At 71.8% G+C, this 25,298-nt stretch carries 17 protein-coding genes and 1 tRNA gene; 4 read left to right on the top strand and 14 right to left on the bottom strand.

Features of this window, described 5'->3' with window-relative positions; genetic code table 11:
- Positions 1-5: 5 nt before the first annotated feature.
- The 13 genes from N4G63_RS19380 to N4G63_RS19320 form a co-directional block, all read right to left on the bottom strand.
- Positions 6-2,339: a patatin-like phospholipase family protein gene (locus N4G63_RS19380; protein ID WP_260787229.1), complete on the bottom strand. Its 2,334-nt coding sequence runs from the start codon at positions 2,337-2,339 to the stop codon at positions 6-8.
- A gap of 56 nt (positions 2,340-2,395) precedes the next feature.
- The gene (locus N4G63_RS19375; RefSeq protein WP_314600077.1) at positions 2,396-3,916 is read right to left on the bottom strand and encodes a DUF1631 family protein; all 1,521 of its coding nucleotides are present in this window, start codon (positions 3,914-3,916) and stop codon (positions 2,396-2,398) included.
- Positions 3,917-4,045: 129 nt separating this feature from the next.
- On the bottom strand, positions 4,046-5,695 hold the full coding sequence (groL, locus tag N4G63_RS19370; RefSeq protein WP_260787231.1) for a chaperonin GroEL: 1,650 nt from the start codon (positions 5,693-5,695) through the stop codon (positions 4,046-4,048).
- Positions 5,696-5,876: 181 nt separating this feature from the next.
- Entirely contained in the window at positions 5,877-6,167 is a 291-nt protein-coding gene (gene groES, locus N4G63_RS19365) for a co-chaperone GroES (RefSeq protein ID WP_260787232.1), read from the bottom strand.
- 196 nt (positions 6,168-6,363) lie between these two features.
- Positions 6,364-10,506 carry a DUF748 domain-containing protein gene (locus N4G63_RS19360; RefSeq protein WP_314600076.1) on the bottom strand — a complete coding sequence of 1,381 codons (4,143 nt, stop codon included), beginning with the start codon at positions 10,504-10,506 and terminating at the stop codon, positions 6,364-6,366.
- A 63-nt stretch (positions 10,507-10,569) separates the two neighbouring features.
- Positions 10,570-10,809: a DNA gyrase inhibitor YacG gene (locus N4G63_RS19355; protein ID WP_260787234.1), complete on the bottom strand. Its 240-nt coding sequence runs from the start codon at positions 10,807-10,809 to the stop codon at positions 10,570-10,572.
- Positions 10,806-11,561 (bottom strand): cell division protein ZapD, encoded by a 756-nt coding sequence (gene zapD / locus N4G63_RS19350; RefSeq protein WP_314600075.1) that lies wholly within the window; start codon positions 11,559-11,561, stop codon positions 10,806-10,808. The genes N4G63_RS19355 and zapD overlap by 4 nt, the downstream gene beginning before the upstream one ends.
- Positions 11,562-11,673: 112 nt before the next feature.
- Complete coding sequence (coaE, locus tag N4G63_RS19345; RefSeq protein ID WP_260787236.1) at positions 11,674-12,342, bottom strand: dephospho-CoA kinase; 669 nt, start codon at positions 12,340-12,342, stop codon at positions 11,674-11,676.
- A complete protein-coding gene (locus N4G63_RS19340; RefSeq protein WP_260787237.1) occupies positions 12,327-13,262 on the bottom strand; it encodes a prepilin peptidase in 936 nt (311 codons plus the stop codon). Before N4G63_RS19340 ends, coaE begins: the two co-directional genes overlap by 16 nt.
- A gap of 40 nt (positions 13,263-13,302) precedes the next feature.
- A complete protein-coding gene (locus N4G63_RS19335) occupies positions 13,303-14,523 on the bottom strand; it encodes a type II secretion system F family protein (protein WP_314600074.1) in 1,221 nt (406 codons plus the stop codon).
- A gap of 47 nt (positions 14,524-14,570) precedes the next feature.
- On the bottom strand, positions 14,571-16,292 hold the full coding sequence (gene pilB / locus N4G63_RS19330; protein WP_260787238.1) for a type IV-A pilus assembly ATPase PilB: 1,722 nt from the start codon (positions 16,290-16,292) through the stop codon (positions 14,571-14,573).
- Positions 16,293-16,623: 331 nt separating this feature from the next.
- Positions 16,624-17,487, bottom strand: a complete 864-nt coding sequence (locus N4G63_RS19325) for a response regulator (RefSeq protein ID WP_260787239.1) — start codon at positions 17,485-17,487, stop codon at positions 16,624-16,626.
- A 42-nt stretch (positions 17,488-17,529) separates the two neighbouring features.
- Positions 17,530-18,324 (bottom strand): helix-turn-helix domain-containing protein, encoded by a 795-nt coding sequence (locus N4G63_RS19320; RefSeq protein ID WP_260787240.1) that lies wholly within the window; start codon positions 18,322-18,324, stop codon positions 17,530-17,532.
- A gap of 184 nt (positions 18,325-18,508) precedes the next feature.
- On the opposite strand from N4G63_RS19320, the gene N4G63_RS19315 reads away from it, so the two are divergent.
- The 4 genes from N4G63_RS19315 to N4G63_RS19300 all read left to right on the top strand — a co-directional run bounded on the left by N4G63_RS19315 (position 18,509) and on the right by N4G63_RS19300 (position 25,115).
- Complete coding sequence (locus N4G63_RS19315; protein WP_314600073.1) at positions 18,509-19,660, top strand: PAS domain-containing protein; 1,152 nt, start codon at positions 18,509-18,511, stop codon at positions 19,658-19,660.
- Positions 19,661-19,663: 3 nt separating this feature from the next.
- Positions 19,664-20,035: a response regulator transcription factor gene (locus tag N4G63_RS19310; RefSeq protein ID WP_260787243.1), complete on the top strand. Its 372-nt coding sequence runs from the start codon at positions 19,664-19,666 to the stop codon at positions 20,033-20,035.
- A gap of 105 nt (positions 20,036-20,140) precedes the next feature.
- Positions 20,141-22,381 carry a PAS domain S-box protein gene (locus N4G63_RS19305; RefSeq protein WP_260787244.1) on the top strand — a complete coding sequence of 747 codons (2,241 nt, stop codon included), beginning with the start codon at positions 20,141-20,143 and terminating at the stop codon, positions 22,379-22,381.
- Positions 22,362-25,115 carry a PAS domain S-box protein gene (locus N4G63_RS19300; RefSeq protein WP_260787245.1) on the top strand — a complete coding sequence of 918 codons (2,754 nt, stop codon included), beginning with the start codon at positions 22,362-22,364 and terminating at the stop codon, positions 25,113-25,115. The genes N4G63_RS19305 and N4G63_RS19300 overlap by 20 nt, the downstream gene beginning before the upstream one ends.
- A gap of 60 nt (positions 25,116-25,175) precedes the next feature.
- Here N4G63_RS19300 and N4G63_RS19295 read toward each other — a convergent pair.
- Positions 25,176-25,252 (bottom strand) — tRNA-Pro (locus N4G63_RS19295).
- Between the last annotated feature and the right edge of the window lie 46 nt (positions 25,253-25,298).

The raw sequence follows: 25,298 nt of genomic DNA, 5'->3' as shown, positions 1-25,298 counted from the left end.
CTGCTTCAGGGCCGGCCGAGAAACAGGGCCAGGCCGGTGCTGCCGCGCGGCGCGTGGGTGATGCCCAGGTAGAGCGGGCCGATGCCGGTGTCGGCGCCCAGGTACAGGCTGTAGCCGCTGCGCAGGCCGCTGAGCTTCATCTGGCCGCCGCGCTCCCAGGCATTGCCCAGCTCGGCGGTGGCGCCGATGAAAAAGCCGCGGGTGAGCACCGGCGTCTGGCTCAGCCGGCGGTACCAGCCCAAGCGGCCGAACAGCACATGGTTGCCGATCAGCTGACCGTCGTGGTAGCCCGACAGGCGCTGAAAGCCGCCCAGCGTGTAGCGCTGCAGCAGCGTGCCGCCATCGGCGTCGGCGCTTTGCGCCAGCAGGTGCAGCGTGAAGGTGTTGCGGCCCCAGCTGCGCACCGCGGTGCCCTCGGCCTCGATGCGGGTGAAGCGCCCGCGCAGATCGCCGCCCAGCTGGCCCAGCACCAGCTGCAGCTCGCCGCGGTAGCCGCGCTGCGGAAACACCGCGAAGTCGAGCTGGTCGACCACCGCGCGGGCGCGGATGCCGTCTTCCACCCAGCGCGCGCGCACCTGGCCGCCGACGCCCAGCGCCGCCGCCACCAGCTCGGTGCGGCCCTGCAGCACCTGGCGCGACCAGCCCAGCCGCAGCTCGCCAAACTCGCCCCAGGGCTGGCCGATGTCGAGCCCCAGGCGTGCAGTGTTGAGCAGCACCGTGGCCAGGGCCTGGCCGCTGCTGCTGTCATAGCGCTGCAGCAGGCGGCGCTCGAGCCCGGCGTTGGCGGCGGCAAACCAGTCGTTGGCGGGTGAGTCGTTCCAGGCCAGCGGGTGATACAGCTCGGTGGCGATCTGCGGCACCTCGCCGATCTGCAGGCGGTTGCGCCACTCGGTGCCGGTGCGGGTGAGCCAGTGGCGGTTGTGGCTGAGCTTGAGGTTGAACTTGCTGTGGCCGGCAAAGTCGGTGCCCATGTCCAGCCCCAGTCGCAGGTAGCTGGGGCCCCAGGGCTTGTCTTCCAGATCGAACACCAGCGTGTCGCCGCCCACCACGCCGGGGTCGGCGGGCAGCAGCTGGTAGTCGCTGCGGGTGTAGTCGCCGCCGGCGGCCAGGCGGCGGGTGTCGCGCTCGGCGCGTGCGGCGTCGAAGGCCTGGCCGGCCTGCGATTCAAGCAGCTTCACCAGGCGCTCGGGGTTGCCCACCTGGGTGCCTTCCACCCGCACCTGGGCCAGCCGTGCCGCCGGCGTGGGCGGCACCGGGTGCGACTGCTGCCAGTGCGCGTAGGCGCGGGCGTCGAGGGCCAGCGCCGCCAGGCGGTCACTGAGGCCGCGCGCCGCGGCGTCGCCCAGTGCCACAAAGCGCGGCGCCTGGTCGAAGTCGGCCGAGGTCAGCGTGCCCAGCTGCGGCGTGATCAGCAGGTCGCGCGACGTCAGCGTGGCCAGGCTGCGCTGCACGTTCTGCTCGGTGAGGATGTTGATCATCTGGCCGGTCAGGCCCACCGCCGAGGCCAGCGTCTCGCGGCCGGCCAGCGGCGTGCCGATGTTGACCACGATCACGATGTCGGCGCCCATCGCACGGGCCACGTCCACCGGCACGTTGTTCACCAGGCCGCCATCGCCCAGCACGCGGCTGGCCACCTCGGTGGGCGAGAACACGCCGGGCACGCTCATCGACGAGCGCAGCGCCAGCGCCAGGTCGCCCTGGTCGAGGATGGTGGCGGCGCCGGTCTCCATGTCGGTGGCCACGGCGCGAAACGGGATCGGCAGCGCGTCGAAGTGCCGCACATGGCGCACCGGCAGCGTGAAGCGGCGCAGCAGCGATTCGAGCCCACGGCTGGACACCGCACCGATCGGCGCCCGCAGCTCGCCGTCGCGCCAGCCCAGCTCGATCAGGGGCGAGATCTCGTAGTCTTCTTCCTTGCGGCGCTGCGACAGCTCGCGCCGCTCGATGCGGTTGGCAAACAGGCTGCCCCACGAGACGGCCGACAGCTCGCGCTCGATCTCGGCCGCGCGCATGCCGCTGGCATACAGGCCGCCGACGATGGCGCCCATCGAGGTGCCGGCAATCACGTCCACCGGCACCTGCAGCTGCTCCAGCACCTTCAGCACGCCCACATGGCTGAGGCCGCGTGCGCCCCCGCCCGACAGCACCAGGCCGATGCGTGGGCGCTGCAGTGCGGGTGCGCTGGTGTCGGATGTGGCCGGCGTGGGCGGTGTGGCCGGTGCGGCCGCTGTGGCCGCTGTTGCCGCTGTTGCCGCTGTTGCCGCTGTTGCCGCTGTTGCCGGTGCGGCCGGCGTGCTGCCGGGCACTTGCGCATGGCTGGCCGGCCACTGCAGGGCCATGGCCACGGCCGCGGCGGCCAGGCCGCCCCTGCGTGGCCAGCGCCCCGGCTGGCGCATCAGTGGCGCGCGCCCAGCATGCGGCTGGCTGCCCGGCGCACCAGCGAGCGCATGTGCAGCGGCTGCACCAGGTGCTCGCGCGCCAGCTGGTCCAGCGCCGAGGCGCGCAGCGCCCAGGGGCGGTCGGCGGCCGGCTCGCGCAGCAGCCACAGGCCGGCGCCGTCGTCGCCCCACAGCAGCTGCAGCGTGCGCCAGTCGCCCTGCAGGTACAGCCGCCAGTGGCTGCCCGGCACGGCCTGGTGCAGGTGGCCGCTGGCGCTGTCGGCGGCCAGCGCCGGATCGGCCTCCAGCAGCTCGGCCGGCACGGTGTCGAGCGAGCCCACGTCCAGCGGCATGGTCGAGGTGCTGGGGCCGGCCTCTTCGCGCGTGATGCGCAGCAGGCGCTCGATCAGCGGCGCGGCGGCGGCCAGGGCCTGGTCCAGCGCATGGCGCTGGCTGGCGGCCAGGCGCTCGGTGGCCCAGGCAAAACGCGAGGGGTCGGTCTGCTCCTCGGCGCACAGGTGATCGATCAGGTTGCGGGCCAGGCCCAGCATGCGCGGGCGCTCGGCGGCGGTGGCCACCGCCACCTGGTGCACCGCGGTGTCGATGAAGCGCCACAGCGCATGCTCGTGCAGCACCAGCAGCGAGCGGTCCTGCACCGCCAGGCGGTCGGCCAGCGGATGCAGGCGCAGCAGCAGCGGCGGCAGCTCGGGCGGCATGGCCGGGTCTTGCACCACCGCCTCGAACAGCTGGGTCAGCAGATCGGGTGCGCCACGCTCGCCGCGCGACTCGGGCGCGCCGGGCGGCTCGGCCGGCAGGCGGGGCGGCACGCCGGTGCTGGCCGGCGACAGCGGTGCCTGCAGCGCCGACAGGTCGGCCGGCGGCCGGTAGCGCGGCAGGCGCGCACCCCAGGCCGAGCTGCTGTAGATGATGGTGCGGTGGGCGGCCGGCTCCACGCCCTGCTCCTGCAGCCGCGCCACCGCGCCGGCATAGGCCAGGCGCAGGGCCTCGGCCAGCGGATGCGCGGCCTCGCGCATGAAGGCCGCATGGGCCTGGCGCGACAGCGGCAGCGTGCGCACGCCCTCCCACAGCGCGCGGGTGTAGGGCTCGGGGCCGAAGGGATTGGTGTCGCGGGCCACGTTGTGGTCGCCCACCAGGCCCGAGGTGTAGGTGGTGAGCTCGCGCAGCTCGCCCTCGGCGCGCACGCGGATGGCCTCGACGCAGTGCGCGATCTCGATGTCGACGGCCACGTCGTCGTCGCCGATCAGGGCCAGCTCGCGCGGCGCGCCGGTGGCGCGCGGGCTGCTGGTGGTGGCCGCCGCGGGCGGCTCGGTGCCGCGGCGCAGCGTGCGTGTGGCGGTGTTCACCACATCGCCACGGCTTTGCTGCAGCACGCGGTCGGCCTGCGCGTCGTGGCGGTCGTGGCTGGGCAGGCGCAGGCGCCAGCGGTCGAGCACCGCGTCGATCACGCGGTCGAAGCTCATCGGCGCGCGCAGCAGTTCGTCGTCGATGAAGTCGTTCAGCGTGGGCTGGCGGTGCATGGCAGAGGGATTATCAGCGGGCCGACGCGGCCCGAACGCCGGAAATGCAACGGGCCACCCGAAGGTGGCCCGTTGTGGCAATGCGTGCCGGTGCAGGCCGGCGCCGAAGCGCTGGCCTGCGGGCTGGACTTACATGTCCATGCCGCCCATGCCGCCCATGCCGCCCATGCCGCCGGGCATGCCGCCGCCGGCTGCTTCTTCCTTCGGGGCCTCGGCCACCATGCACTCGGTGGTGAGCATCAGGCTCGACACCGAAGCGGCGTTCTGCAGCGCGGTGCGGGTCACCTTGGTCGGGTCCAGGATGCCCATTTCGATCATGTCGCCATAGGTGTCGTTGGCGGCGTTGAAGCCGTGGTTGCCCGACGAGGCCAGCACGGCGTTGACCACCACGCTCGGCTCGCCACCGGCGTTGGCCACGATCTCGCGCAGCGGCGCTTCGATGGCCTTGAGCACCAGCTTGATGCCGGCGTCCTGGTCAGCGTTGTCACCCTTGATGGTGCCAGCGGCCTGACGGGCACGCAGCAGGGCCACGCCGCCGCCGGCGACGATGCCTTCTTCCACCGCAGCGCGCGTGGCGTGCAGGGCGTCTTCGACGCGGGCCTTCTTTTCCTTCATCTCGACTTCGGTGGCCGCGCCAACCTTGATCACGGCAACACCGCCGGCCAGCTTGGCCACGCGCTCTTGCAGCTTCTCACGGTCGTAGTCGCTGGTGGCTTCTTCGATCTGGATGCGGATCTGCTTGACGCGGGCTTCGATGTCGGCAGCGGCACCGGCGCCATCGATGATGGTGGTGTTTTCCTTGCCCACTTCCACGCGCTTGGCCTGGCCCAGGTCGGCCAGGGTCACCTTCTCGAGGGTCAGGCCCACTTCTTCGGCGATGACCTTGCCGCCCGTCAGGATGGCGATGTCTTCCAGCATGGCCTTGCGGCGGTCGCCGAAGCCAGGCGCCTTGACGGCCACGACCTTCAGGATGCCGCGGATGGTGTTGACCACCAGCGTCGCCAGGGCTTCGCCCTCGACTTCTTCGGCGATGATCAGCAGCGGACGGCCGGCCTTGGCCACCTGCTCCAGCGTGGGCAGCAGGTCACGGATATTGCTGATCTTCTTGTCGAAGAGCAGAACAAACGGGTTGTCCAGCAGGGCGGCCTGCTTCTCGGGGTTGTTGATGAAGTAGGGCGACAGGTAGCCGCGGTCGAACTGCATGCCTTCAACGACATCGAGTTCGCTGTCCAGGCTCTTGCCGTCTTCGACGGTGATGACGCCTTCCTTGCCCACCTTGTCCATCGCGTTGGCGATGATGGTGCCGATGGATTCGTCGCTGTTGGCCGAGATCGAGCCGACTTGCGCGATCTCCTTCGAGGTGGTGGTGGCCTTGCTGGCCTTCTTCAGCTCGGCGACCAGGGCGGTGACCGCCTTGTCGATGCCGCGCTTCAGGTCCATCGGGTTCATGCCGGCGGCCACGTACTTCATGCCTTCGCGCACGATGGCCTGGGCCAGCACGGTGGCGGTGGTGGTGCCGTCACCGGCGTTGTCGCTGGTCTTGGAAGCCACTTCCTTGACCATCTGGGCGCCCATGTTCTGGAGCTTGTCCTTCAGCTCGATTTCCTTGGCCACCGAGACACCGTCCTTGGTGACGGTGGGGGCGCCGAACGAGCGCTCGAGCACCACGTTGCGACCCTTGGGGCCCAGCGTGACCTTGACCGCGTTGGCCAGGATGTTCACGCCTTCCACCATGCGGTGACGGGCGTCGGAACCGAAGATGACGTCTTTGGCTGCCATGTGAATAACTCCGAAATTTCGATGTTGGGTTCTGGCCTTCCTTCACCGCACTGTCGTCGGGAAGGAAAGCGTAGCGAGCAGCGGGCTGGCTAGGCGCACGGAGCGCAGGAACCGGAACGTAGCAGCGCTACGTGAGGATTCCGAGCACCGCGCAACGACGCCAGCGCGCCGCGCAGTGGCTTTACTTGGCGACGACGGCGAAGAGGTCTTCTTCGCGCATCACCAGCAGTTCGTCGCCATCGACCTTGACGGTCTGGCCGCTGTACTTGCCGAACAGCACGCGGTCGCCCACGGCCACGTTCAGGGCCACGAAGTCGCCCTTGTCATTGCGCTTGCCCGGACCGACGGCCAGCACTTCACCCTGGTCGGGCTTCTCGGCGGCGTTGTCGGGGATGACGATGCCCGAAGCGGTCTTGGTCTCTTGTTCCAGGCGCTTGACGATCACTCGATCATGCAACGGACGCAGTTTCATCGTATCTCCTTGGGGATCTCAGATCAGCTTGAACGAACGGGCGCCGCAGCGGGCGGGGCCCATTCAACGGCTAGAGGGGCCGGCCAGGCGAGGCCTGTGTCCGGGTGTTAGCACTCAAACCTTGTGAGTGCTAGCAAAACGATTATAGGGTTCGGTTGCCGGCTTTCAAGAGGGGGGGGCACCGGCCGGCGCCGCGTCAGGGCAGGGCCAGCGTGAGCTTGACGCTGGGCACCCAGGCGGCGTCATCCTCGCCCGAGGCGCGCAGCAGCGGGGCGGCCAGAAACAGGCGCTCGGCCGGCAGGCCGCGGGCCACCAGCGCGTCGCGCACCGCCAGGCCGCGCTGCAGCGCCAGCTCGCGCATCACCTCGGTGCTGACCACCAGGCCGGCCTTCAGCCGTGCCGCCATCTCGGCGGCCGGCAGTTCGCGCAGCAGGCCCACCAGATTGCGTGGCCGGTCGGGCAGGGCGCTGTTGCGGTACAGCTCGCGCAGCAGGCGGGTGCGTTCGTCACCCGGGATCGGTGGCGCCTCGGCGATGGGTGAGGCGGCGGCGGATGCCGATGCAGATGCAGATGCGGCGGCCGCTGCCGGTGCTGCGGTCGCTGCCGTGGCGGGCGCGGCACGCCGCTGGGCGCGCCGGTGTTCGGCCAGCAGGCGGGCTTCCAGCGTGGCCGCCTGCCAGGCCTCGCGCTCGCTCAATGGGTCGGCGGCGCCGGCCACGGTCATCTGCAAGGCCGGCCGGTCGAGCAGGGCCTGCGCCACCTTGTCGAGCACCTGCTGGCCGGCGGGCGTCACGCGGGCCACACCGGGCTCGAACTGCACCTGGCTGATGTCGGGGCCGCCGCCGCCGCTGAGCAGCGAGAACGGGGCCGTCAAGGCCTTGCCCAGCAGGTTGACGATGACCTTGAAGATCAGCCCGCCCACGCTGAACTGCGGGTCGTCGAGGCTGCCCGAGACCGGCAGGTTGATGTCGATCACGCCGTGCCGGTCTTTCAGCAGCGCGATGGCCAGGCGCACCGGCAGCTGGGTGGCGTCGGGCGACTCGACGCGCTCGCCGAAGGTGAGCTGGTTGAGGATGACCTGGTTCTTGGCGTCCAGCCGGCCGTCGGGCTCGATCCGGTAGTGCACGTCCATGCTCAGCTTGCCGCGCTCGATGGCGTAGCCGGCGTACTTGCCGGCGTAGGGCGACAGCGGCGCCAGCTCCAGGTCGCTGGCGCGGGCGCGGATGTCCAGCGCCAGCGGCTGGGCCGTGGGGTTGAGCTGGCCGCTGATCTCGAGTGTGGCGGTGTCGGCGGCACGGCCCGACAGCGTCAGCGTGGCCATCTCGCGCGTGTCGGAGCGCAGCGTGCCGAGCTGGCCGTTCAGCGCCGACAGGCGCGCGCTGTAGTTCGGGCGGATGAAGCGGTCGGTGAAATCGACCCGGCCGTTGACCAGGCGCGTGGCGCCGACTTCGAGCGCGATCGGAAAGGCCGCCGCGGGCGCCGAAGCGGGTGGTGTGGGCGGTGTGGCTGCGGCGTTCGATGCGGCCGATGCGGCGGGCGCCGCGTTGGCTGCCGCAGGTTCAGCCGATGCCGCAGCAGGTGCAGCGGGTGCAGCCGCCGTCGCGCCATCGGGCGCGGCGGCCATGTCGCGCAGGTTGAAGCGGCCGTCCTCGGTGATCACCAGCCGGCTGTAGAAATCGGTCAAGGCGGCCTCGGCCACGGTCAGGCGTGGCCGGGCGCCGGGCGCCAGCGACAGTTGCAGGCCGTTCAGCGCCAGCGACTGCCAGCTGAGCAGTTCGCTGGCCGCGTCCAGGCGGCCGCCGGCCTCGGGCCGGCTGTGCAGGTGCAGATCGTCGAGGCGCAGCTCGCCCCCGGTATCGAGCTGCCAGCCAGCGGGCTGCTGGCGCAGGGCCAGGCGGGCGGTCAGGTCGGCCTCGGCATGCAGCAGGGTCAAGGGCCCCATCGCCTCGGCGGCGTAGCGCTCGGCCAGGTGCAGCGGCAGCTTGCGCGCCTGCAGCCGGCCCTCGACACGCAACGGGTTGAGGCCCAGGCGGCCGGCCCAGCGCAGCTCGCCGCCCAGCGGCGCGGCGCGGCGGCCGGCGGCAATGGGGTCGTCGCTGGCGGTGGGCACGCCCAGGCGGGTGTCGATCTGCAGCGGCATCGTCGCCCGGCCGCTGGCGGGCGGCCATTGCGCCTGGCGCAGCCGCAGGCGCAGCGGGGCCAGTGCCAGGCGCAGCGGCTCGCCGGGCGCATCGCTCACGCCCAGGTCGGTGAACTGCAGGCGGCCACCGTCCACCGCCAGTTCGTCCAGGGCCCACTGCCAGCCGGCGGCCGGCGGGGCGGGGGCAGGTCGGGCGCCAGGGCTTGCCGGGCTGGTGGCCGCCTTGGCTGTGGTCGCCTTGGCAGTGGCCACTTTGGCTGTGGCTGTGGCCGTGGCCGTGGCCGGCACCGGAGGCGGGCGCGCTGGGCCGGCCCGGCCGGCGGGGGCCGCCGCGTCGGCCCGCCACCACTGCTGCAGGTTGAGCTGGCCATCGGCCGCGCGCACCACGCCGAGCTGCGGGCCCGCCAGGCGCACCCGGCCCAGGTGGGCGCGGCGGGCCTGCAGGTCGAACTGCGCGTCGTGCACGGTCAGGGCCTGCCAGCCGGCCAGCGGGCTGGCGCGCTGGCCCGGCCGTGCGGGCTGGCGCAGCGCCAGCTGCTCGAGGCGCAGCTCGGGCACGGCCAGCACCAGGCGCGCGGCCGGCGTGCCGCGGCGCCAGTCGAGCTGGGCGCGCAGGTTCAGGCGGCCATCGAGCCGTGGCCGCAGGTGCGGCGCCAGGTAGGGCGCGGCGGCGGCCAGCTGCAGATCGCTCAGCGTGAGGCTGGCGCTGGCGGCCTGCTGGCCGGCCTGCGCCTCGAGCGCCAGGCGGCCCAGGGCCTGGCCCTGGTGTTGCAGCGTGGCGTCGAGCGTGACCGGCACCGAGGACAGCGCGGGCCAGCGCAGGCCGTCGGCCTGCAGCGCCAGCCCGGCCAGCTGCCAGTGCGGCGTGCCGGGCAGCGTGGCGTCGCGCCAGTCCAGCATGCCGCGCTGCAGTTGCAGGCGTTCGAGCGAGAACTGCCAGTCGCCGGGTGCTGCGGTGGCGGGGGGCGTGGCTGGCTCAGAGGCCGATGCCGCGGCTGGTGCCGCGGCAGCCTGGCCGTGCGGGCCATTGCTGGCGGCCGCGGCCGCCGGGCTGGCCAGGGCCTGCCAGTTCAGCCGACCGTCGGCGTGGCGGCTGAGCGTGAGCTGCGGGTCGTCGATGCGCAGCGTGCCCAGCGCCACGCGGCGCGCCAGCGGCTGCACGTCGCGCAGCTCCAGCGCCAGCTGCGTCCAGCCGGCCAGGGCGGCACCGTCGCGGGCCTGCAGCGCCAGATCGTCCAGGCGCAGCCCGCCGCGCAGCTGCACCCGCGGCGGGCCCTGCGCGGCCTGGCTGAAATCGATGCTCAGCCGGGTGGACAGGCGCCCGCGCGCCACCCGCAGCGCCAGCGCGGGCGGCTGGTAGACCAGCCAGGGTGCCAGGTCGAGGCCGTCGAAGCCGATGTCCAGAGTGGCCTGGCGGGTCTGCGCAAAAGGCAGCGCCTTGCCGCCGCTGTCGATGGTGGTGCCGTCGATGCGCAGGCGCAGCCGTGGCTCGGTGTGCACGGCCACATCGGCCGGCAGGTTCGACAGGAAGGGCAGGCCCAGCGACAGCGCCTCGATGCGGTGGCGGCGGCCGGCGGGCCGGTCGTCGAGCGTGATCTCGCCGTCGTCGAGCTGCAGGTTGTAGATCGCAAAGCGGGCCGGCGCGGCCGCGGGTGGTTGATTGGGCGCCGGCGTGGCCAGGCGCTGCAGCAGGTCGTCGATGTCGCTGCGGCCCGCAGCGGTGCGGGCCAGGCGCAGGCGCAGCGATTGCAGCTGCAGCGATTGCAGCACCGGCGCGCGGTGGCGCAGCGAGCTGGGGGCCACGGTGATCGCCAGGCGCCCCAGTTCAAGCTGCGGCAGCGCCGCGTCGGCCCCGCCGGCGCCCGAACCCGGCGCGTGGCCGATGCGCAGCTGCTCGATGCTCAGCGCCAGTTGCCAGGGCCGAACCTGCACCGCGCCCACGCTGACCGGGCGGCCCAGGGCCGCGCCCAGGCGCAGCGGCAGCTCGTGGCGCAGCAGGGCCGACAGCGCCGGCGGCAGCGCCCAGGTGATCAGCGCGGCCAGCAGCAGCAGCACGCCCGCGGCCAGCACCAGGCGCCGCGGCCAGCGGCGCGGCCGTGGCGGTGGCGGTGGCGCTGGCGCTAGCGATGAGGCGGCGCTGGCCTGGGCGGAACCGGCCGGCGCGGCGGTGGCAGCGGTGGCGTCAGGCCCGGCAGTCATCGTGGCGCGACAGCGGGCGCAGGGGCGATCAACAAGGCCGGCGGGCGATGCGGGGTTGCGGGCTCAGCCGGCCGGCGGCACCGGCGGCGGCGCGTCGGCGTCGGCGTCGGCGTCGGCCTCGGTGTCCGGGGCGGCGCTGGCGGGCACCCGGTAGCGCTCGCTGGCCCAGGCGCCCAGGTCACCCAGGCGGCAGCGCTCGCTGCAGAACGGGCGCCAGCGGTTGCCGGGCGCAAACACCGCCGGCTGGCCGCAGGCCGGGCAGGGCACGTGGCGGATGCCGGCCTGGGTGGCGTCGCGGTTCATGCGCACAGGGTCAGCTCGAGCGGCGCATCGGCGCCGGCCGGGCGCAGCCGGCCGTCGCCGTCCACCCGCATCAGCCGCACCGACACCATCAGGCGGTGGCCGGTGATCTCGGGCACCAGGCCGCTGTCGCCGTCGATGCGCAGGCGCAGCAGCTGGTAGCTGCGGCCCTGCGGCAGGCTTTGCTGGAACTGGCCGGCGGTGCTGGCCACCATATGCGGCACACCGCTTTCGCGCAGCAGCTGCAGCAGCAGCTGCAGGGCGCCGGCCAGCGGCGCCAGCGTGTTCACCCAGCCCAGCAGGTCCTGGCGGCGGCGCCCGGCATCGAGCTGCTGCCAGGCGTAGTAGGCCGGCAGGTCGAACTCGCAGGTGCCGCCGGGAATGCTGATGCGGCTCTTGACGCTGGTCAGCCACTCGTTGCCGGCCAGCGCCTGGCCGGCCTTGCCGGTCTGGGCATTGAGCTGCTCGAAGGCCTGGTCGAGCCGGGCGATCAGCGATTCAAGCGCCTGGCCCTGCACCTGCGGGTTGTCGCGCAGGCTGCCCAGGTGGCTGCGGTGGCGGTCGAGGTCTTTCAGCAGATCGGACTTGAGGTCCGAGCGCGAGGCCACCTCGACGATCTCGAACAAGGACACCAGCGCGAAATGGTGGTCCACCGGCGCGTCGCGAACGATCAGCTGGCCCAGGCGGTCGAACAGGTGTTCGAGGCGCAGCATGGTGCGCATGCTCTCGTTGAACGGGTACTCGTACAGGACCAAGGCCGGGTTCCTCATGTGCCCCGGGTGCCGGGGCCATCTGCCCGGGATTGTTCCACAGCGTGGTGCCATGGCGCCGCACGGTTTGCGCCGGCCCGGCCGTGTCTTGCCGGTGTTAGGTGGCCGTTGGCGGGCTGTGCGCGGCCCCGGCCGGCGGCAGCCAGCGCTGCCACAGCGCATCCACCTCGGCCTGCAGCGCGGCCAGCGAGAGGCCGTCGTTCAGGATCACGGCGTCGGCGATGGCGCGGCGGGCCTCGCGCGTGGCCTGCAGCGCGATGACGTGCCGCACCTGGGCCGCGGGCCAGCCCGAGCGCTGCATCACCCGCTGCACCTGGGTGTCGGCACTGCAGTCGACCACCAGGATGCGGTCGCAGCGGCTGCGCCAGTGCGCCGACTCGGTGAGCAGCGGCACGTCGTAGACGATGGCCGGGCAGCCGGCGGCCTGCGCGGCGGCGGCCTGGCGGCGGGTCTCGTCGCCGATCATCGGGTGCAGCACGGCCTCGAGCCGCTGCCTGGCCTCGGGATCGGCCAGCATGCGCTGGCGCATGGCCGCGCGGTCGAGTGCGCCGGTGGCATCGGCCACCGTGTCGCCAAAGGCCGCGCGCAAGGCCGGCATCGCGGCGCCGCCGGCGGCCGTGAGCGCGTGCGCAATGGCATCGGTGTCGACCAGCGTCGCCCCCAGCGCCACCAGGCGCGCGGCTACCGTGCTCTTGCCGCTGCCGATGCCGCCGGTCAGGCCGATGGCCAGCGGCCGGCCTGCCGCGGCGCTCAGGCCACCGGCCACAGGGCGCCCAGCTGCGCGCCGAAGAACAGCGCCGCCACGCCGCCGCCGGCCAGGTAGGGGCCGAACGGGATCGGCACCTCGCGGCGGTGGCCACGAAAGCCGATCATGAACAGCCCCACCGCCGCCCCCACCGCGCTGGACAGCAGGATGATCGCCGGCAGCGCCTGCCAGCCCAGCAGCGCGCCCAGCCCGGCCAGCAGCTTGAAATCGCCCTCGGCCATGCCCTGGCGGCCCCGCAGCAGCCGATAGCTGGTGGCCACGAACCACAGCGAGAAATAGCCGAAGAACAGGCCCAGCGCCGAGTCGGCCAGGCTCACCGGAATCCAGCCCTGCCAGGCCGCCACCAGGCCCAGGCCGGCCAGCGGCAGGGTGAGCTCGTCGGGCAGCAGCGTGGTGTCGAAGTCGATCAGCGCCGCCGCCAGCAGCAAGGCGATGGCGGCGCAGTACACCAGCGCCATGGCGCCGCTGCCGGCATGCCAGGCGGCGGCGGCGAACAGCAGGCCGGTGAGCGCCTCCACCGCCGGGTAGCGTGCCGAGATGCGCGTGCCGCAGGCCGAGCACTTGGCGCGCAGCCGCAGCCACGACAGCAGCGGGATGTTCTCGTGCCAGGCGATGGCGTGGCCGCAGGCCGGGCAGCGCGAGCGCGGCTTCGACAGGCTGAGCTCGGGCAACGCCTCGAGCTCCTGGCCCAGCAGCTGGGCCTGGGCGGCCAGCGCCGCGCGCCGTGCCGGCGTGCTGCCCGGCAGCACGCGGGCCATGGCGGCATCGTCTTGCAGGTAGCCGGCGGCATCGGCCAGCCATTCGCGCTCCAGCCGCTGCGGCTTGCGGTGCACCACCACGTTCAGGAAGCTGCCGATGCACAGGCCCAGCAGGCCCAGGGCCCAGGGCGAGAGCAGCCAGCTCAGGGCGGGATCGCTCATGTCGGACGGACAACGGCGCCAAAGGCGCTTCGGGGGGGGATCAAACCACCGCACCGATCTTGAAGATCGGCAGGTACATGGCCACCACGATGGCGCCGATGATGGTGCCCAGGAAGACGATGATCAGCGGCTCCATCAGGCTCGACAGGCCCTTGACCATCTCGTCGACCTCGTCCTCGTAGAACTCGGCCGCCTTGCCCAGCATGTGGTCGAGCGAGCCGGATTCCTCGCCGATCGACGACATCTGCAGCACCATGTTCGGAAACACCGCGGTGCCGATCATCGAGGTGGTCAGCGAGCTGCCGGTGGACACGTCGCGCTGGATCTTCTGCGTGGCTTCGGCGTACACCGCATTGCCCGCGGCGCCGCCCACCGAATCGAGCGCCTCGACCAGCGGCACGCCGGCGGCAAACATCACCGACAGCGTGCGCGTCCAGCGCGCGATGACCGACTTGTTGATCAGGTCGCCAAAGATCGGCAGGCGCAGCAGCAGGCGGTCCATCACCATCTGCATCTTCTCGCTGCGCTTCCAGCTCTGCAGGAACATGTAGCCGCCGATGATCAGCGCGCCGAAGATCACGTACCACCAGTTGACGAAGAACTCCGACATCGCGATGACCACCATCGTCGGCGCCGGCAGGTCGGCGCCGAAGGAGCTGAACACCTCCTTGAACGCCGGGATCACCTTGACCATGATCACCACCAGCACCACGAAGGCCACCACCACCACGGCCACCGGGTACATCAGTGCGCTCTTGATCTTGGCCTTCAGCGCCATCGTCTTTTCCTGGTAGATCGCCAGGCGGTCGAGCAGCTGTTCCAGGATGCCGCCGGCCTCGCCGGCTTCCACCAGGTTGCAGTACAGCGCGTCGAAGTGCATCGGGTGCTTGCGGAACGCCGACGACAGGCTGGTGCCGGTCTCGACATCGGAGCGGATGTCGCCCAGCAGCTTGCCCATGCGCGGATTGGCCGCGCCGCGTCCGACGATGTCGAAGGCCTGCAGCAGCGGCACGCCGGCGCGCATCATGGTGGCCAGCTGGCGGGTGAAGACGGCGATGTCCTTTTGCTTGATGGCGCGCCCGCCGCTCACCCGGCGCTTCTTCACCTTGGTGAGCAGGATGCCCTGGCGGCGCAGCGATGCGCTGACCGCGGCCTCGCCACCGGCACGCACCTCGCCGCGCACGATCTTGCCGTTCTTGTCGCGGCCTTCCCATTCGAAGACCGCCTCCTTGATGCCCTTTGCGGCTGCTGCAGTCGCCATCGGTACTCCGGTGGATCAGGCCCGCGTCCGGGGGACTCGAGGCTCACTCATTGATTGGTCACCGCGATCACTTCCTCGAGCGTGGTGTGGCCGCTGCGCACCTTCACCAGGCCCGACAGGCGCAGATCGCGCACGCCGTCCTTGCGCGCCTGCACGGCGATGTCCACCGCCGTGCCTTCGCTGAGGATGATGCGCTGGATGGCGTCGGTGATCGGCATCACCTGGTAGACGCCGACGCGGCCCTTGTAGCCGTTGTTGCAGGCCGAGCAGCCCACGGCGCGAAAGGGCTTCCAGGAGCCGTCCAGCTCTTCGGCCTCGTAGCCGGCGCGCAGCATGGCCTCGCGCGGGTAGTCGGCCGGCACCTTGCAGTTCTCGCACAGCCGGCGCGCCAGGCGCTGGGCGGTGATCAGGATCACGCTGGAGGCGATGTTGAACGGTGCCACGCCCATGTTCAGCAGGCGGGTCAGGGTGGTGGGGGCGTCGTTGGTGTGCAGCGTGCTCATCACCAGGTGGCCGGTCTGGGCGGCCTTGATGGCGATGTCGGCGGTGTCCAGGTCGCGGATTTCACCCACCATGATGATGTCGGGATCCTGGCGCAGAAACGACTTCAGTGCGCTGGCAAAGCCCAGGCCGGCCTTGTCGTTCACGTTGACCTGGTTGATGCCCGGCAGGTTGATTTCGACCGGGTCTTCCACCGTGGAGATGTTCACCCCCGGTTGGTTCAGGATGTTCAGGCAGGTGTAGAGCGAGACGGTCTTGCCCGAGCCGGTGGGGCCGGTGACCAGGATCATGCCGTAGGGTCGCTGGATGGCCAGCAGCAGGCGGTCTTTCTCGATCTTCTCGTAGCCCAGCGCCTCGATGCCCAGCTTGGCGCTGGACGGGTCGAGAATCCGGATCACGATCTTCTCGCCAAACAGCGTGGGCAGCGTGGAGACGCGGAAGTCGATGGCCTTGCTGCCGAACTTCATCTTCATGCGGCCGTCTTGCGGCACACGCTTCTCGGCGATGTCGAGGCGGCTGATGACCTTGATGCGCGAGGCCAGCTTCTCCTTGATGGCCAGCGGCGGCTGCGTGATCTCGCGCAACTCGCCGTCGACCCGGAAGCGCACCCGGTAGTGGTATTCGTAGGGCTCGAAGTGCAGGTCGGACGCGCGCATGTTGATCGCGTCGATCAGCATCTTCTGCAGAAAGCGCACCACCGGCGCGTCTTCGACCTCGGTCGTGACGTCGGCCGCCTCGGGGGCGGTGGCGTCGTCGGTGACGTCGAACTCGAAGTCCTCGGCGGTCATCGCCTCCAGCGTCTCGGCGGCCGAGGCGCCGTGGCTTTCGAGCAGGCGCGCGAGCTTGTCGTACTCGACCACCACCCATTCGGGCTGCAGCTGGGTGGCGAACTTGATGCGCTCGACCACCTCTTGATCGGTGGGATCGGCGCCGCCGATGAACAGGCGGTTGCCGCGCTTGCCCAGCACCACCACCTGGTACTGGGTGGTCAGCTTGATGTCGACCACGCCCTTGGGCAGTCGGTCGAGGTCCACCGCCGACAGGTCGAGCAGCGGCAGCGCCAGCGAATTCGACAGGATGTGGGCCAGATCGAAGGCCGACACCGCGCCCGAGGCGATCACCGCGGCGATGAAGCTGATCTTGCGCTCGCGCGCCGACTTGGCCAGGTCTTCGGCCGCCTTGCTGCCCAGCTTGTTGGCGTGCACCAGCACCCTCGCCACGCCGGAGAGGCTTGCCAGGGGAGTTTCGACCAGAGTGGTGTTGTCCAAATCCGCAACCGTGGGGTACAGCGGGTCACGCAAGACAACATCGTCGCGCACCCAGCGCGCACTGTATACCGAAGAAACGGGGGCTTCCGGTGGCAGTTGGCAATGGGCCGGGCGTGCCGTGTAACCGATTGCTGCCCTGCGGTAACTGGCGCGTGAAGCGGACGGTCAACCGCACCAGAGCAGGGCGCGCGCGCTGGTTCCAGGGGGGCAGTCCGGCCGCTTGCCGGGCGGGCGCTTGCCGGGCGGCCGGTTGGCCGGTTGGCCGGGCGGTGCGGCGGATCGGGCCCGGCGGGTGCTCAGGCCTGACGGGTGCTCAGGCCCGACGGGTGGCTCAGGCCGGGCCGGAGGGCTCGGCCAGTTCGGCCAGCGCGCGGCGCAGCGCCAGCCATTGCGGCCGCGCGGCGGGCCAGTCGGCCTGGCCGGCGCTGGTTTCCAGCGCCGCGGCCAGCGGCCCGAATGCCGGGTGGCCTATCGAGGGCAGCACCGTCTTCAGGCTGTGCGCCAGGCGCTGCAGGGTCGGTGCGTCGCGCTGCTGCAGGGCGGTGTCGCCGGCGCGCAGGTCGTGGCCGAACTGGCGCTGCGCCGCGTCGCGAAACGCGGTGAACAGCGCCTGGTTGCCGCCAAAGTGCCGTTCGATCGCCTGGCGATCGGCGGCGTCGGCCCGCCCGGCGGCGGTGGCCGCATCGCTTGGCGGCGTGGCCAGGTCGGGGCTGTCGTGCGGCGCGTGGCCGGCGCGCCAGGCGGCGCCGGCGTCGTGCACGCAGGCCTGCATCTGGGCCACCGGCAGCGGCTTGCGCAGCACGCGCCACACGCCCAGGGCCGGCAGCCGGGCCAGCGTGGGGGCATCGATGCCGGCGCTGAACACCACCAGGCGCGCCGTGCCGCGCAGCGCCGGCTCGGCCGCCAGGCGGCCCAGCAGATCGAGGCCGGAGGCGCCCGGCAGCATCAGGTCGGTGACGATCAGATCGGCCGGTGCGGCCTGCAGCGCCAGCAGCGCCTGCGCCACGCTGCTGCAGCTGCGCAGTTCGAGCAGGAAGTCGTCCCACACCAGGGCCAGCAGCTGGCGCAGCAGCGGATCGTCTTCCACCAGCAGCACGCGCAGCGGCCGGTGCTGCGCGGCCGCTGGGTGCGCGGGCGGGTCTGCCGCGGGGTCACCGGGCGCTGCGGGGGTGTTGTTGGCGTGGCGTGCGGGCATGGCCGTGTTGGCGGGCGAGGCCTTGGCGCCAGGCCGTCGGGCTCAGGCCGGCAGGGCGCTGGCCGCGGCCAGCGCGTCGCTCAGGCGGGGCGGCAGGTCGACCGCCAGGCGGGGCTTGTGCACCACCGGCAGGCCTGCCAGCGCAAAGGCGTAGGGCGCGCGCTGCGCCTCGTCGAGCGAGGTGATCACGATCAGCCGGCTGCGCGCGAACTGGGCATGCGAGCGCAGGCTGCTGACCAGCGCCGCGCCGTCGATGCCGGGCAGCAGGATGTCGACGATCAGCACCTCGGGCTTGATCTCGCCGTGCAGCGCCAGGCCGGCGATGCCGTCGTCGGCCACATGCAGGTCGATCTGCGGGAACTGCTGCTGCAGCAGCAGGCGCACCAGGGTTTTGTAGTGCACCGAGTCTTCGATCAGCAGCACCCTGGGCGGGCGCGCCGCGGCCGCGGTGGGCGGGTTGACCAGGATGGCGGCCGGCGCGGGCAGGGTTGGCGTGGGTGTTGCCAGCGCGGGGCTTGCTGGCACGCCATCACTGGGCGAACCGGGCGAGCCGGGCGCAGCAGGCACAGCGGACGAACCGGGTGCAGCGGGCGCAGCGGTCAGCGGCGCGGGGCGCAGGCCGGTGTCAGGCGTGCCGCGCGGGTGGCGCTGGGCCAGCCAGCGCTCGACCGACCGGCACGAGATGCGGCGGTGGCCGCCCGGCGTCTTCCAGGCGTCGAGTTCGCCGCGATCGACCATCAGCTGCACCGAGCGCACGGCCAGGCCGAGGCGTCGCGCGGCCTCGATCGTGGAGAAATGCGCTGGCGGCTCGGGTTCGGGCACTGACTTCGCGCTCATGGTGGCAGCGATTGTGCCGATTTCACCCATACGCGGCAGCAGTTTCCCGCCGGTGCTTTGGGTCAAAACAGCAAAAACGCCAAAAACTCCCGACGAGCCGTATGCAGCCGGTTGTAAACGGCATAAATGATTGCAATGATAAACATCAGTGCCGCCCCACCCGGCGGTGCGCGGAAGCCACCGTATGCATTCCACTCTGCTCACGATCTTCGAGTCGCTGAATTCCGGCTTCATCTGGATGGACCGCGATGCGCGGGTGCGCTACGTCAACTCGCTGGGCTGCGAGATGACCGGCCTGCAGGTGGGCGGCCAGGTGCCGGCCGGGCCGCTGATGCGCGCGGTGCAGGCCACGCTGCAGGGGCATGCCTCGATGCCGATCCGCCTGCCCAATGCCAACGGCGACGGCAGCACGCTGAAGATCGACGTGATGCCCGGCCTCAGCCGCGACGACACCATGGCCTTCGTCGAGCAGGTCACGGCGCCCACCGGCGAGGCCATGGCCTCGTCGGCCGCGCCGTCGAACATCGGTCTGGAGAACCTGCTGACGGTGATCCGCACCGACCTGGCCGAGCCCTGGCAGCGCTGCAGCGCCGCGCTGCGCGAGGCCAGCCAGGCGCAGGACCTGGCCGAGGTCTCGCGGCTGATGGTCGAGCTGGACTCGGTGGGCGCCATCCTCGGCAAGCTGATCGATCTGGCGCAGATCTGGTCCAGCGGCTCGCTGCTGGCCGACGACCGCATCGAGATCTGGGAGATGCTGCGCAGCACCTGGGAGACGGTGCAGCCGCTGGCCAACCACCTGAACGTGAAGATGCGCTTCACGCGCTATCCGGCCGAGGCGCCGCTGTCGAGCGTGTACGGCAGCGAGACCTGGCTGCGCCGCGTGCTGGTGGAATGCCTCGAGGCCGAGCTGCGTGCCGCCCACCCGGGCGCCACGGTGGACATCGAGTACCACCAGCAGGGCCAGCGCATCATGGTGGTGTTTCGCGACAGCGGCATGTTCGCGCCCTCGCGCAGCCAGTCGACCATGCTCAGCGCCGGCACCGCGATGGGCCGCGTGAGCCAGAGCGGCGGCGGCGAGCCGCCCCATGCGCGCGACCTGATCGGCCAGCACCTGTGCCGCCAGATCGTCGAGCTGCACGGCGGCCACCTGCGCGAGGAGATCGAGGACGACGTGCGCAACTTCCTGATCGACCTGCCCGCCGGCGCCCCGGTGCGCCGCGTGACCCCCGAGATCGACATCCAACAGGCGCAGCAGTACGCGCGAGACCTGGCGGCGCTGATGGCGCGCCGCCGCAACAAGCCTGCCACCGCGACCGCCAGCCCGGCCAAGGAGTGACCCATGAAGAAGATCCTGATCGTCGAAGACCATGCCGACATCCGCAAGCTGATCCGCATGACGCTGGAGTTCGACAACTACGAGATCCACGAGGCCGCCGATGGCGTGTCGGGGCTGAAGGCCGCGCAGGACGTCAAGCCCGACCTGATCCTGATGGACGTGATGATGCCGGGCGAACTCGACGGACTGCAGGTGTGCCAGCGCATCAAGGCCGATCCGGCGATCAAGCACATCCCGGTGGTGCTGCTCACCGCACGCGGCCAGGTCAAGGACCGCGAGGCCGGCATGGCCGCCGGCACCACGGCCTACCTGGTCAAGCCCTTCAGTCCGCTGCAGCTGATCGACACCATCGAGCAGCTGCTCGCCACCGCGTGAGCCCGCCGGCCTCGCCGCACGCCTGGCCGCCGGCCGCCGGGGCGGGCACGGCCGGCACCCGGGGATGAAGCAGCGGCCTGCGCCGCGCGGCATGGAGCAAGCAAGATGAGCGACCGATCCGAGGCCGGCCTGCGCCGGCAACTGCTGTCGATGAGCGCCGGGGCGGCCTTGCTGTGCCTGGTGGCCGGCCTGCTGGTTGGCTGGCTGCTGGGGGCGCAGCGCAGCACCGGCGTCGCCGGGCTGTGGCCGCTGCTGGCGCTGGCGCTGCTGGCGCTGGTGATCCTGGCCGGCCTCAACCGGCGTCTGGCGCAGCGGCTGGACCCGCTGCAGCAGCTGGTGGCGCACTGCCGCACGCTGACCCAGCGCGCCGGCGTGCGCTTCGAGCAGGCGGTGGGCAGCCGCGAGGAGCACGAGCTGGCCACGGCCATCAACGAGGCCTCGGACGCCCTGGCCCAGCAGGTGGCCGACATCCAGGCCGTGAAGGCGCGGCTGCAGACCCTGCTGAGCGCGGTGCCCGACGCGATGCTGGGCCTGGACGAGCACCTGAACATCGTGGTGGCCAACCCGGCGGTGGCTTCGGTGTTCGGCATCGAGACCCGCGACGCCATCGGCCATGGCCTGGTGCAGCTGCTGCCGGCCTGCAGCGCCGACTGGGCGCGCGAGCAGCTGGGCGCGGCGGCGGTGATGTCGGGCAGCGGCGTGCGCGTGGCCCGTGCCGAGACCGAGGGCGTGCGCGGCGGCAGCACCTCGTTTCCGGTGGAGCTGTCGATCTCGGAGGCGCCTGAGGTGGCCGCCAGCAGCGGCCTGCGCTACACCGTGGTGGTGCGCGACCAGACCGAGAAACGCTGGGCCGACGACCAGCTGCGCCTGTACCAGCGTGCGCTGGAGGCCACCGCCAACGGCGTGGTCATCGCCGACATGTCCTGGCCCGGTGCGCCGCTGGTGTATGCCAACCCGGCCTTTGCCCAGCTCACCGGCTGGAGCCGTGACGAGATCGTGGGCATGAACTGCCGCGTGCTGCAGGGCCCCGACCGCGACCAGCCCGGCATTGCGGTGCTGCGCAAGGCCATTGCCGCCGGCCAGCCGGCCGAAGCCACGCTGCGCAACTACCGCAAGGACGGCACGCCCTTCTTCAACGAGCTGGCACTGGCGCCGGTGCATGACGCGCAGGACAAGCTCACGCACTACGTGGGCATCATCAACGACGTGACCCAGCGCGAGGCCGCACGCCGTGCGCTGGCCGACCGCAGCGCGCGCCTGGACACCATCTTCCGCCTCAGCCCAGACGGCTTCGTGCTGTTCGACGGTGACGGCTGGCTGGCCTACTGCAACCCCTCGTTCGCCGAGATGACCGGCTGGCAGGCCGACAGCGTGATCGGCATGATGAACCTGGCGTCCTTCGACGCCAACTTCGCGCAGCAGTGCGATCCGGCGCAGCCCTACGAGCCGATCGCCGCGGTGCTGGACGCGGCGCCCGACGGCGCGCAGGCCGCCGAGGCCGAGGCCACGATGGCCCTGGTGCGGCCGGTGCGCCGCACGCTGCGCCGGGCCATGCGCCGCACCATGACCGAGACCGGCGAAACCATCCTGTTCTTCCGCGACGTGACCCGCGAGACCGAGGTCGACCGCATGAAGAGCGAGTTTCTGACCACCGCCGCGCACGAGCTGCGCACGCCCATGGCCAGCATCTTCGGCTTCTCGGAGCTGCTGCTGCGCCGGCCGGTGCCCGACGACCGCCGGCGCGACATGGTGGAGACCATCCACCGCCAGGCCGCGTGGCTGATCCAGATGCTCAACGAGCTGCTCGACCTGGCGCGCATCGAGGCCCGCCAGGGCAAGGACATGAAGCCGGCAGCCATGCGCGTGGCCGAGCTGATCGACTCGACGCTGGGCTCGCTGATGGTGCCGGGCGACACCCGCCAGGTGGCGCTGCATGTCGAGCATGGCGACGCGTCCATTCATGTCGACAGCGAGAAGACCCGCCAGGCCCTGCTGAACGTGCTGTCCAACGCCTACAAGTACTCGCCGCAGGGCGGGGCCATCGAGGTCTCGGTGCTCAAGGGCGAGCGCCTGGGGCGGCCGGCGGTGGGCATCCAGGTGCGCGACCAGGGCATCGGCATGACACCGGCGCAGCTGCAGCGCGTGTGCGAACGCTTCTACCGTGCCGACCCCAGCGGCAACATCCCGGGCACCGGCCTGGGCATGTCGCTGGTCAAGGAGATCGTCGAACTGCAGGGCGGCGAGGTGCAGATCGACAGCGAGCTGGGCGCCGGCACGCGCGTCACGCTGTGGCTGCCGCTGGCCACCGAGATGCTGGTGGGCGGCCATGAGCTGGTGGCCGCCTGATCCAGCGCTGCCGGTGCCGGCCGCGGCGGCGCTCGGCCGCCCGCCCGGCCCCGCCCACGCGCCGCCACCGGCGCCGGCCGGCGCGCCGCCCGCCTGGCTGAACCACCGCCTGGCCGCGCTGACCGGCCTGATGCTGGCCCTGCTGATGGCCGCTGGCGCCGCGGTGTTCTTGCGCCTGGCCCATGCCGAGGCCCTGGCGCAGGAGCACCGCAGCGCGCGCCTGATGGCCCGCGTGCTCGAAGACCATGTCACGCGCACCCTGGTCAGCGCCGAGCTGGTGCTGATGACCCTGTCGGAAAGCGCGCTGCCACTCGGCGAGGGCGCCGCGCTCGATGCCGCGCTGCGCCACGCGCTGCCGGGCCAGCCGGCGCTGCGCAGCGTGTCGATGCTGGCTGCCGATGGCCGCGTGCTGGCCAGCTCGAACCCCGAGAACGAGCAACTGCGCCTGGCGCCAGCCGCCTGGCCGCTGGCGGCGCTGGCCGGCGAGCACTGGCTGGGCACGCCGCTGGCCGCGCGTGATCTGGTTGATCTGGCGCCGCGCGCCGATGGCACCGCGCCGCGCCGCTCGCCGGCCGAGCTGATCTTGCTGGTGCGCCGCGTGGTGCGCGGCGATGGCCCGGTGCGCTACCTGGTGGCGGCGCTGAACCCCGATGCCATGGCCAATCACTTTCGCATGGCCACGCAAGACAGCGGTTTTGCCGGCCTGCTCTTCAACACCGCCGGCCGGGCGCTGGTGGCCCATCCGTCTGCCGATGGCGCCTCGCTGAGCATGCCGCTGCAGACCGGGCACGAGGTGTTTGCCCGCCAGCTGCCGCAGGCCGAGCATGGCAGCCTGGTGGCCCGTGGTGCTCTTCATGGCGCGGTGAATGGCCGCTTGGGTGGCGCTTTGGTTGGCGCGGCGGATGGCGCAGCGGATGGCGCCGGCGATGCGCTGGTGGCCTTTCGCGCCTCGCGCGTGATGCCGGTGGTGGCCTGGGTCGAGAAGCCGATGCCGCTGGTGCTGGCCGGCTGGCGCACCCTGCTGGGCCAGGTGCTTGGCGCACTGCTGGCCGGCTGGCTGGTGGTGGGCGCGCTCACGCTGGCGGCCTGGCGCAGCCTGCGTGCCCGCTGGCAGCTCACGCTGCAACTGGCCCGCGCCGATGCGCGCACGGTGGCGCGCGAGCGCGAGCTGCGGCGGCTGGTCGATGGCGTGCACGAGGTGTTGCTGCGCACCGACGCCGACGGGCAGCTGAGCTTTGCCAACCAGCGCATGCTCGAGCTCACCGGCCGGCTCGAGGCCGATCTGCTCGGCCAGCCGCTGTGGATGCTGGTGGCGCCAGCCGATCGCCAGGCCGTGCAGGCCCGGCTGCGCGGGCGCGACAACACCGCCGCACCGCTGGTGGTCACGCTGCTGTCGGACGGCGCCGAGGCCCCATGCGTCGAGCTCAGCCTGAGCTGGCATGCCCCGGGGCCGGACGAGGCGGGCAGCTACCTGGGCTTTGCCGTCGATGTGAGCGCGCGCGAGCAGGCGCGTCGCGAGCTCAAGCGCCAGCTCGAATTCAGCCGCACCGTGCTGCAGGTGCTGCCGGTGCCGGTGTTCGTGACCGACCGCCAGGGCCGCTGCCTGGCCACCAACCGCGCCTGGGAGCAGTTCACCGGCCTGAGCGCCGCGGCGGTGGTGGGCCGGCGCCTCGAACCCGGCCTGGCGCCGACGCCGCTGGTCGAGGCCCATCGAGCGCACGAGTTCGAACTGCTGCATGGCCATCTGCGCGACAGCCACGACGCCCTGCAGCTGCTGCGTGCCGACGGCCAGATGCGCGATGTCGAGATCAGCAAGATCGCCCTGCGCCAGCGCGACGGCCACGTGGTGGGTCTGGTGGGCAGCATCCACGACGTGACCGAGTTTCTGCAGGCCCAGCGGGTCATGGGCCATGCCCGCGATGCGGCCGAGGCCTCTGACCGGGTGAAGTCGGGCTTCATCGCCAACGTGAGCCACGAGCTGCGCACGCCGCTGCAGAGCATCCTGGGCTTCTCGGAGCTGGCGCTGCGCCGGGCCATGCCCATCGAGCGCCTGCGCGATGTGCTGCAAGACATCCACCGCTCGGGTGACCGCATGCTGACCCTGGTCAACGAGGTGCTCGATGTCTCCAAGTTCGACAGCGCCCTGGCCAACCTGACGCTGGAGCCTGCCGATCCCTGCGCGCTGGCGGCCGAGGTGGTGCACGAGCTCAGCCCGATCGCGCAGCAGCGGCAGATCCGCGTGCTGTTGCAGCCACCCGAGCAAGCGCTGCAGGCCCTGCTGAACCGCTTTCGCTTCGCCCAGGTGGTGCGCAATGTGCTGGCCAATGCGCTGCGCTTTTCCAGCGCTGGCGGCACGGTGTGGCTGGCGCTGGCCCAGACGCCGGCCGGCGACCGCCAGCCCGCCGAGATCAGCCTGTGCGTGATCGACGAAGGCCCGGGGGTGCCGCCGGCCGAGCTGCAGGCCATCTTCGAGCCCTTCACGCAATCCACCCGCACCGGTGACGGCGCCGGCGGCACCGGCTTGGGCCTGACCATCGCGCGCAGCATCATGAAGGCCCACGGCGGCCGCATCTGGGCGCACAACCGGCCTGAGGGCGGGGCGGTGTTCACGCTGTGCCTGCCGGCGTGCGCAGCGACCAGCCTGGCATCGAAGGCCCAAGCGGGTGCGCCCGACGGCGAGGCCGCGGTGGCCACAAACGACAACGGCCTGCAAGCGCAGGCCGTCGGCGGCTGATCCGTCCGATCACCAGCGTCGGGCCAACAGGCCGGACGACGAGGACTTGACGGAAAAATCTGGTCGGGGTGAGAGGATTCGAACCTCCGGCCTCTACGTCCCGAACGTAGCGCTCTACCAGGCTAAGCTACACCCCGATGTGCCCTTGTGTGGCAGGCCTTGGCGCTGTGAAGCGGGCCGCCG

It is taken from the genome of Aquabacterium sp. OR-4 (genome assembly GCF_025290835.2).
GTDB lineage: Bacteria > Pseudomonadota > Gammaproteobacteria > Burkholderiales > Burkholderiaceae_C > Pseudaquabacterium.
This window is presented reverse-complemented; position numbering and strand designations above follow the sequence as displayed.

Excerpts from the sequence above, each read along its gene's own strand:
- N4G63_RS19375 (WP_314600077.1), bottom strand. The coding sequence starts at position 3,916 with ATGCACCGCCAGCCCACGCTGAACGACTTCATCGACGACGAACTGCTG.
- N4G63_RS19360 (WP_314600076.1), bottom strand. The coding sequence starts at position 10,506 with ATGACTGCCGGGCCTGACGCCACCGCTGCCACCGCCGCGCCGGCCGGT.
- N4G63_RS19355 (WP_260787234.1), bottom strand. The coding sequence starts at position 10,809 with ATGAACCGCGACGCCACCCAGGCCGGCATCCGCCACGTGCCCTGCCCG.
- N4G63_RS19380 (WP_260787229.1), bottom strand. The coding sequence starts at position 2,339 with ATGGCCCTGCAGTGGCCGGCCAGCCATGCGCAAGTGCCCGGCAGCACG.
- N4G63_RS19340 (WP_260787237.1), bottom strand. The coding sequence starts at position 13,262 with ATGAGCGATCCCGCCCTGAGCTGGCTGCTCTCGCCCTGGGCCCTGGGC.
- N4G63_RS19310 (WP_260787243.1), top strand. The coding sequence starts at position 19,664 with ATGAAGAAGATCCTGATCGTCGAAGACCATGCCGACATCCGCAAGCTG.
- N4G63_RS19300 (WP_260787245.1), top strand. The coding sequence starts at position 22,362 with ATGAGCTGGTGGCCGCCTGATCCAGCGCTGCCGGTGCCGGCCGCGGCG.
- N4G63_RS19325 (WP_260787239.1), bottom strand. The coding sequence starts at position 17,487 with ATGCCCGCACGCCACGCCAACAACACCCCCGCAGCGCCCGGTGACCCC.
- N4G63_RS19320 (WP_260787240.1), bottom strand. The coding sequence starts at position 18,324 with ATGAGCGCGAAGTCAGTGCCCGAACCCGAGCCGCCAGCGCATTTCTCC.
- N4G63_RS19315 (WP_314600073.1), top strand. The coding sequence starts at position 18,509 with ATGCATTCCACTCTGCTCACGATCTTCGAGTCGCTGAATTCCGGCTTC.
- N4G63_RS19305 (WP_260787244.1), top strand. The coding sequence starts at position 20,141 with ATGAGCGACCGATCCGAGGCCGGCCTGCGCCGGCAACTGCTGTCGATG.
- N4G63_RS19335 (WP_314600074.1), bottom strand. The coding sequence starts at position 14,523 with ATGGCGACTGCAGCAGCCGCAAAGGGCATCAAGGAGGCGGTCTTCGAA.
- groES (WP_260787232.1), bottom strand. The coding sequence starts at position 6,167 with ATGAAACTGCGTCCGTTGCATGATCGAGTGATCGTCAAGCGCCTGGAA.
- groL (WP_260787231.1), bottom strand. The coding sequence starts at position 5,695 with ATGGCAGCCAAAGACGTCATCTTCGGTTCCGACGCCCGTCACCGCATG.